The sequence below is a fragment of the Pseudomonas sp. NPDC088429 genome, assembly GCF_044753305.1.
Lineage (GTDB): Bacteria > Pseudomonadota > Gammaproteobacteria > Pseudomonadales > Pseudomonadaceae > Aquipseudomonas > Aquipseudomonas rustica.
On sequence record NZ_JBIVMX010000090.1, the window covers coordinates 1 to 7,756 of the forward strand.

Consider the following 7,756-nt stretch of genomic DNA (forward strand, 5'->3'; position numbering starts at 1 on the left):
AATGGCAAAGCCCCGGTGGTGGGCCATGAGTCCTGTCGCTTCGGGCATGCTGGTAATCCGTAACAGAGAGCCAAGGTCTCTGAGCTTGATAAAGAAATAAGGCAGTGACGATATGTCGCAGCAATCAATCGCGCTGATTTTATGGCTAAACACCCGGCAAGTAAAATTCCTATAGCGAAATTATTTATTGGAATAAGGACATAGCGCCCCTCCAGGCCCCGCCAGCCCATGCGTTGCGGGCATTAGCCGGTTTTGCGGGAAATATGTTTTGTTTGAAATGTAACGAACATAGTTGCTGCTAAATGATAATCAATATTGTTTGGCGCGGTTTTGTAACTGTTTAACGGGTGAGGTATTGGGAAGTTGTCTTACTTGCACGTTACTGCAAGTAGCGACGGCGCCCGTTTTACACGATTTTTCCTACGCCGCTACCGCTCTGGATCAATGTTTTGTCCGAGCACCGCAGATCCCTGTGGGAGCGAGCCTGCTCGCGAAAGCGCCAGATCAGCCAACACATCTATTGCCTGACACACCGCCTTCGCGAGCAAGCCCGCTCCCACACTGATTTGTGGCGTTGACACGAACCTTGTAGGAGTGAGCCTGCTCGCGATAGCGGTGTGTCTGTACCGAAGATGTTGGCTGACTTTCAGCCATCGCGAGCAGGCTCACTCCTACATCAATTTGTGGTGTGCCTGGGGTTTTGTGTACTACCGAGAACCCGTAGGAGCAAAGCTTGCTCGCGAAAGCGCCAGATCAGTCGACATTTTTATCGCCTGACACACCGCCTTCGCGAGCAAGCTCGGCTCCTACAATGATTTGTGGCGTTGACACGAACCTTGTAGGAGTGAGCCTGCTCGCGATAGCGGTGTGTCTGTACCGAAGATGTTGGCTGACTTTAAGCCTTCGCGAGCAGGCTCACTCCTACATTGATTTGTGGTGTGCCTGGGGTTTTGTGTACTACCGAGAACCCTGTGGGAGCGAGCCTGCTCGCGAAAGCGCCAGATCAGCCAACACATTTATTGCCTGACACACCGCCTTCGCGAGCAAGCCCGCTCCCACACTGATTTGCGGCGTGGACACGAACCTTGTAGGAGTGAGCCTGCTCGCGATGCGGTGTGTCTGTACCGAAGATGTTGGCTGGCTTTAAGCCTTCGCGAGCAGGCTCACTCCTACACTGATTTGTGGTGTGCCAGGGGTTTTGTGTACTACCGAGAACCCCTGTGGGAGCGAGCCTGCTCGCGAAAGAGCCAGATCAGCCAACCCATTTATCGCCTGACACGCCGCCTTCGCGAGCAAGCTCAGCTCCTACAATGATTTGTGGTGCGCCCGAGGTTTGGTGTACTACCGAGAACCCCTGTGGGAGCGAGCTTGCTCGCGAAAGCGGTAAATCAATCACCCCCAGACCCGACGCCTTGCACGCCAGGCCTGTCCCCTCCAATCCTCTCAGCCAAACCGCCCAGCCAGCTTCGACGCCGCGACCTCAAAAGCAGCCTTCATTTCCTCAACCACCCCGTCATCATGCGCAAACGACAAATACACCCGCCCATAAGGCGAAGGCATTACCAACACCCCAGCCTCGCGCAACGCCAGGTGCAGCGCCTTACTAAACTCCGCAGCGCCACATTCCAGCGCCTCGGCATAATTCGTCGGGGCCTGCGCCGAAGGCCAGATCCCGAACACATTGCCGTAACCGGTGGTGCTCACCGTCATCCCATGCGCCTTGAACGAGGCCTCCACGGAAACGCGCAGCGCCTCACCTCGCGCAATCAAACGCTGATAATCCGCATCATCCAGTTGCGCCAAGGTGCTGATCACCGCAGCACACGCCATCGGGTTGCCGCTGAACGTACCGCCACGCAGCACCCGACCTTCCTCAAACCCCGCCAAAATATGCGGCTTGCCGACAATCGCCGACACCGGCACACCATTGCCAATCGCCTTGCCAACACTGGCGATGTCCGGATCCAGCCCTGCCTGCAAACCCGCGAGCCCGGCGAACAAACGAAACCCCATCAACACTTCATCACAGATCACCAGCGCCCCATGCCGATGCGCGACTTCCTGCACATGCAGCAAATACCCCGGCGCTGGCATGATGCATCCCGCATTAGCGAGCATCGGCTCAAGAATTACCGCCGCAATGTCCGAGTCCTCAGCAAACAGTCGCTCGACATCAGCAAAGTCATTGAAGCGCAGCAACGTAGTGCGCGGCGTAGAAGGTCGCTGACCGTCAGCAAAATTCGCCTCACTGGATGACACATTGCCAAAGCTGACGTCATCAAACCAACCGTCGAAACCCGCCGCCATTTTCGCGATACGCCCACGCCCGGTATACGCGCGAGCCGCGCGGCAGGCGAGGTGCACCGCTTCACTGCCGGAGTTGGTGAAAATCACTTTGCTCAGCGCGCCGGTGTGCGCCGCCAGTGCCGAGGCCGCCGCGTGTTCACGGACATGCGCCCACGATGGCGCGGCAGAATCGGCCAACGCCGCCGCCACCTGTTCGTTGACGCGATTATTGGCGTGCCCCAACAGCACCGCGCCAAACCCAAGCGCCGTGTCGATGTAGCGACGACCTTGATCGTCATACACATAGGCATCCTTGCCGTTGCGGATAAACAGGGTTTCGCCATTGAGTTCCGGAAGGATGCGCGCGGCGCTGGAAACATCGCCAATCAGGTTACGCATAGAAGCCTCTGTGCTTATTAATAGATGAGCGTTCAGCCGCGCTCGGTGTTCCACGGACTCTGCGCGAGTTTCTGTTCAAGAAAGTCGCGGAACACGCGGATCCTGGGGCTGAGGTGCTTGCGATTGGTGTAGATCATGTAAATCGGTTCGAAGCTGTCCGGGCTGTAGCTCTGCAGCAACGGGATCAAGCGGCCCTCGCGGATGTCGTGACCAATATGAAACTCGGCCAAGCGCACAATGCCCGCGCCGCTGAGGGCCAGATCGCGCAGCAGATCGCCCTGAGCGAAAGTCGCTTTGGGAATCACCGGGATGCTGGTCGGGTGGCCATCGATGAGAAAATCCCAGTCGTTCCACACGCTGTTGAAGCCGAAGCTGAAACAGGTGTGATCGAGCAATTTCTGCGGGTGCTCGGGCGTTCCGTGGCGGGCGAGGTAGTCCGGGGAGGCGCAGATAATCCAGCGACTCTGACCAATCTTGCGGGCGATGCGCGTGGAGTCCGGCAACACGCCGCTGTGAATCGCCAGATCCAGCCCTTGATCGAACTGATCGGAAAATTGCGCGCCGATCTGGATATCAATCGTCAACCCGGGGTAGGCCGCCAAAAACTCCGGCAGCCACGGAATGATCTGGTGTTTGGCAAACGTCGACATCGTGTGAATCCGCAGCATGCCGCTGACTCGCGTCGGAAACGCCTCGGCCAGTGAGTCGGCTTCGGCCATCGCGTTGATCACCGCGCGGGCGCTGACCAGATAGGCCGCGCCTTCTTCGGTCAGCGACAAACTGCGCGTGCCGCGTTGAAACAGGCGCACCTGCAAGCGATCTTCCAGACGCGAAATCAGCTTGCTGATGGCCGACGGCGTCAGACCGTGGGCGCGAGAGGCCGCTGAAAAGTTACCGTGCTCCGTGGCCCAAAGAAACGCCAGCAGCTGCGAGTAGTTATCCAAGACTTGCCTCCCGTGTCGATCCGACGCCTGCCACGGCGTCGATCAGCGAATGAACTGTTCGATGTAATCGTCTGGCAACCCGAGCTTTTTGTAATGCGCGCGAGCGGTTTCCAGTTTGGTGAAAACGTCTTCGTAACCGACCGCTACACCCTGCGGATCAACGTAGGTGTAACCGCCCTGCACGTGGAACCAGGTGATCATCTCTTCGACATCTTCCGGCACGAACAGGGTGTGAGTCTCGCCCGGCGGCTCGAAGGCAAACGAACCTTCCTCGGCGACCCAGTCATGCTCCAGATAGTACCAGCGACCTTTAAGCACCATCGCGTGCACGCCGCCGGTATGACGATGACGCGAGAGCACGCCGCTTTTGCGCACGCGCAGCAAGTTGATGTAGTAGCCACCGGACACGCTGAGCAACACCGGTTTGAACGACACCGAATCGGTCACCGGCACCCACAGTTGATCGTCTTCCAGCCACTGGCCGAGGACGCCGGGGTGCACCATGTCGGGCGCCATGTACGGCACTTGCGGCAGTTGATAGGGGATGGCCAGTTCATCAGGTTTAGGCGCAATACTCATGAGGCGTTCCTTGTAAGTTTTGATAACCCCCGGCCGGTTGTTGGCCGGGGTTTCAAGCAGAGTAGGGTGGAGATCAGTCGTGAAAAAGCAGGTCGCCGGCACACTTGCTGTGACGCTCAGTCACAGCGGCGGGCGGTGTTCAGGCCAATACTTGCGGGGTGGCGGTTTCAACTGGCGCCATGGCGCTGCGTCGTGCCGACAATTCGGGCTGCGACTTCTGCAAATACGCGCCGATGATCACCAGCACCGCCGTCAGGCCAAGGGTCGAGAGCAGTTCCGCACGCTGACCGGGGAAGGCCGCCATGATCGCGAACACGCCGAGGATGAACACGATCGTGAGGATCGTCAGATACGGAAACATCCACATGCGCACTTCGAGTTTTTTACCCTGCGCGACCAGTTTGCGGCGCATGCACAATTGCGTGACGGCGATCACCAGATACATCAGCAAGGCCAATGCGCCGCTGGTGGCCAGCAGAAACTGGAACACTTGCTTGGGCAGCAGATAGTTGGCGGTCAGCGCCGTCAGCGCGGCGACCGAAGTCAGCGCGACGGCCAACAGCGGCACGCCGTGACGGGTGGTGTGCGACACCGCGTTCGGCGCATCACCGCGACGGGCCAGCGAGTAGGCCATGCGCGAGGCGGTGTAGATCGCCGAGTTCAGGCAACTGGTGACCGCCACCAGCACAACAATGCCCATGATCTGCGGAGCCCACGGAATGTTCATCGCGCTCAGCACAGCCTGGTACGAACCCTGCGCCAGATCCGGGGCGTTCCACGGAATCAGGCACACCACCACAAACATCGAGCCGAGATAGAACAAGCCCAGACGCCAGACCACGGCACGAATGGCTTTTTTGATATTGGCTTTCGGATCCTTGGATTCAGCGGCGGCAATGGTCACCACCTCGCTGCCCTGGAAACTGAACATCGCTGTCAGCAGACCGGCGACAATCGCCACATTACCGTTGGGAGCAAAACCGCCGTTGGCGTAGAGATTGGAAATCCCGCTGGTCGAGGAACCCGGCAAAACCCCGAAAATCGCCAGCACGCCGAGGATGATGAAGCCGACGATCGACACGACTTTGAACAGCGACAACCAATATTCCAGCGTACCGAACGAACCGACGCTGAGGCTGTTGCACAGGATCAATGCGAACGTGACGCCGAACGCCGCCACCCAATGGGAAATCCCCAACCAGTCGCCCAGAATATTGCCGGCGACAATCGCTTCGATGGCAATCACCAACACGTAAAACCACCAGTACAACCAACCGATGGAAAATCCGGCCCAGCGACCAATCGCCTGATCGGCATAGGAAGAAAACGACCCGGTGTCCGGCCGCGCAGTCGCCATCTCGCCGAGCATCTGCATGACCAGCACCACAATGATCGCGGCGCAGACATACGACACCAGCACCGCAGGGCCAGCGGTGGCAATGGCATTACTCGAACCCACAAACAGACCGGCACCAATCACGCCGCCGATCGAAATCATCGTGACCTGCCGTCCCTTCAAGCCATTCCCTAGCTCGTTGTTAGCCTTGTCTTTGTCATCACGCATCGGCTCGTACCTCGAATGAACGTCTTTATTATTGTCTGTAACGCCGCAACGACACGGCGATGGGCCGTACCCTAAGCGCTTAGAGGGGAGGGCATTAGCCCTAAATGGTTCAAAGAGGGTGTGAACTGTCGTCACAGGTGGCGGGTGTTTGGTGGGGGAGTGTCAAGGACGGGGGATGGAGGGCGGATTCTCTGCCGAATCCATAATCGACTGGTTTTTTCAGGTCGATGTAAAACGCCAGGCACCTCGGTCGGCTCCCTCTCCCCGAGGGAGAGGGCTGGGGTGAGGGGGAAAGGACGTTGATCCATTACAGACGTTTACTGAAGATTGCGCGGATGCTGTTGAGCAGATCTGCCTGCGCGATCAGTGGGCAGCTTGAAAAGCCCCTCACCCTAGCCCTCTCCCGGAGGGAGAGGGGACTTGAGTGGGGGATGCTCACGAGATACGCCGACTTGAACGTGATGCTTTGAATCCATAATCGACACGGTCTTTCAGGTCGGCGTATAGCGCAAAACAACTCGGTTAGTCCCCTCTACCTCTGGGAGAAGGTTAGGGTGAGGGCAGCGGTTCAGGCACTCGGCACAACATTATCCAGCGCCTTGTTCACCGCCAATTCCCCCAACATCACCACCTGCGCAATCCCCAGCAACGTATTGCGATTCGGCCCCTCCAGCATCCCGGCAAAATCACCCAGCATCACCGTGGCCGAGGCTAACGACTCGCACGCATTAGCCAGCAGGGATTCAGTATCAGATTGCGGATTAACCATAAACAGCGTGCTGGGGCTGTACGGCGTGGCCATGATTTTCTCAGGCGCAAGATAATGATCGAGCGCGCGCTCAGCTGCTGCGTGTAGCTTTTTCGAATTGAGTGATTCATAGGGTGACGCCGGGTCTGTGACCGGGGGATTGTGGGGAGTTTGTTAGTGCGGCAGACGTCGGCCGTCCAGGACTCGATTGACCATGAGTTCACTCAGCATGATTACCTGATGCAGCATCAACAGGGATCGGCGTTGTGAGTTGTCGACGACATCGCTAATTTCACGCGCCATGTCGTTGGCGGCGGCCAATGATTCGCAGGCTTCGACGAGTAATGTTTCTTCGTCCACGGCGGGGTCGATCAGGAAGATTTTGCTGGTTTTGCGGGAGGGGATTGAGAGTTTCAGTGAGTCGGGGTTGAGATAGAAATTGATGGCCCGCTCTTTCGCCTCTTTTATCTTTTGAGGTTCAAGCGATGGGTCGAACGGGATTGGATCGGTTTCCGGTGGGTTGGGCGTGACTTTGAACATAGATGGAACTCCACTCAGCAAAATGAAGAGCCATCACTCTCGCTACCAAACGAGGGTGGCGGCCAGGCGCGGGTTGGTAGACCGGTCTAAGCGGAGTAAAACCCCGGCGCTCCCGAAGGAGCCCCACGCATGGCCGCCATAAAAGCCGAGTCCCCAAAAAAGGGATTGCATCAGGCGTCAACACACGCTTAGAAACGGGCTACCAAACCCGATCACTGTTTTTCAGTGACAGAGCAACGATATAACCCGACCCATAGCAGCGTATGCCGGCGGATTCTGAGGTGCGCGTAGGTAACGGCGCAAGGCGTTGTAGCCTTTATGGCGTAACGGTTTGTGTAATTTAAACGCGCATGCGGATTTGTGTTTAAGCACCTCAACAGACCGCCAAATCCCAGACAAAAAAAACGCCCCGAACCAGTCGGGGCGTCAGTTTTGCGGCTTTGCGGTTAGCTTTCTATCCGATCCGCAGAGGCCGTTTGGTCAGGCGAAGCAGAATCAGTGGAACTGTTCTTCTTCAGTCGAACCGGTCAGTGCGGTTACCGAAGACGTGCCACCTTGAATCACGGTGGTCATGTCGTCGAAGTAGCCGGTGCCCACTTCCTGCTGGTGAGCCACGAAGGTGTAACCCTTGGCGGCGTCAGCGAATTCCTGCTCTTGCAGTTTCACGTAAGCAGTCATGTCGTTGCGGGCGTAGTC

The 7,756-nt window shown here is 57.6% G+C and carries 5 protein-coding genes and 2 pseudogenes; all 7 read right to left on the minus strand.

What is annotated here, in order from left to right; all coding sequences use genetic code 11:
- Positions 1-1,443: 1,443 nt before the first annotated feature.
- Complete coding sequence (locus ACIP66_RS26485; RefSeq protein ID WP_400652050.1) at positions 1,444-2,685, minus strand: aspartate aminotransferase family protein; 1,242 nt, start codon at positions 2,683-2,685, stop codon at positions 1,444-1,446.
- Positions 2,686-2,717: 32 nt separating this feature from the next.
- Positions 2,718-3,629, minus strand: a complete 912-nt coding sequence (locus tag ACIP66_RS26490) for a LysR family transcriptional regulator (RefSeq protein WP_400652052.1) — start codon at positions 3,627-3,629, stop codon at positions 2,718-2,720.
- A 42-nt stretch (positions 3,630-3,671) separates the two neighbouring features.
- A complete protein-coding gene (locus ACIP66_RS26495; protein ID WP_053121625.1) occupies positions 3,672-4,208 on the minus strand; it encodes a 2,4'-dihydroxyacetophenone dioxygenase family protein in 537 nt (178 codons plus the stop codon).
- 139 nt (positions 4,209-4,347) lie between these two features.
- Positions 4,348-5,772, minus strand: coding sequence for an amino acid permease (locus ACIP66_RS26500; protein WP_400652054.1), 1,425 nt, complete (start codon positions 5,770-5,772; stop codon positions 4,348-4,350).
- Positions 5,773-6,340: 568 nt separating this feature from the next.
- A pseudogene (locus ACIP66_RS26505) lies at positions 6,341-6,688 on the minus strand (DUF6124 family protein); the annotation flags it as partial.
- Between the two features lie 6 nt (positions 6,689-6,694).
- The gene (locus ACIP66_RS26510; RefSeq protein ID WP_400652055.1) at positions 6,695-7,060 is read right to left on the minus strand and encodes a DUF6124 family protein; all 366 of its coding nucleotides are present in this window, start codon (positions 7,058-7,060) and stop codon (positions 6,695-6,697) included.
- A 495-nt stretch (positions 7,061-7,555) separates the two neighbouring features.
- Positions 7,556-7,756 (minus strand): annotated as a pseudogene (locus ACIP66_RS26515) (isocitrate lyase); the annotation flags it as partial.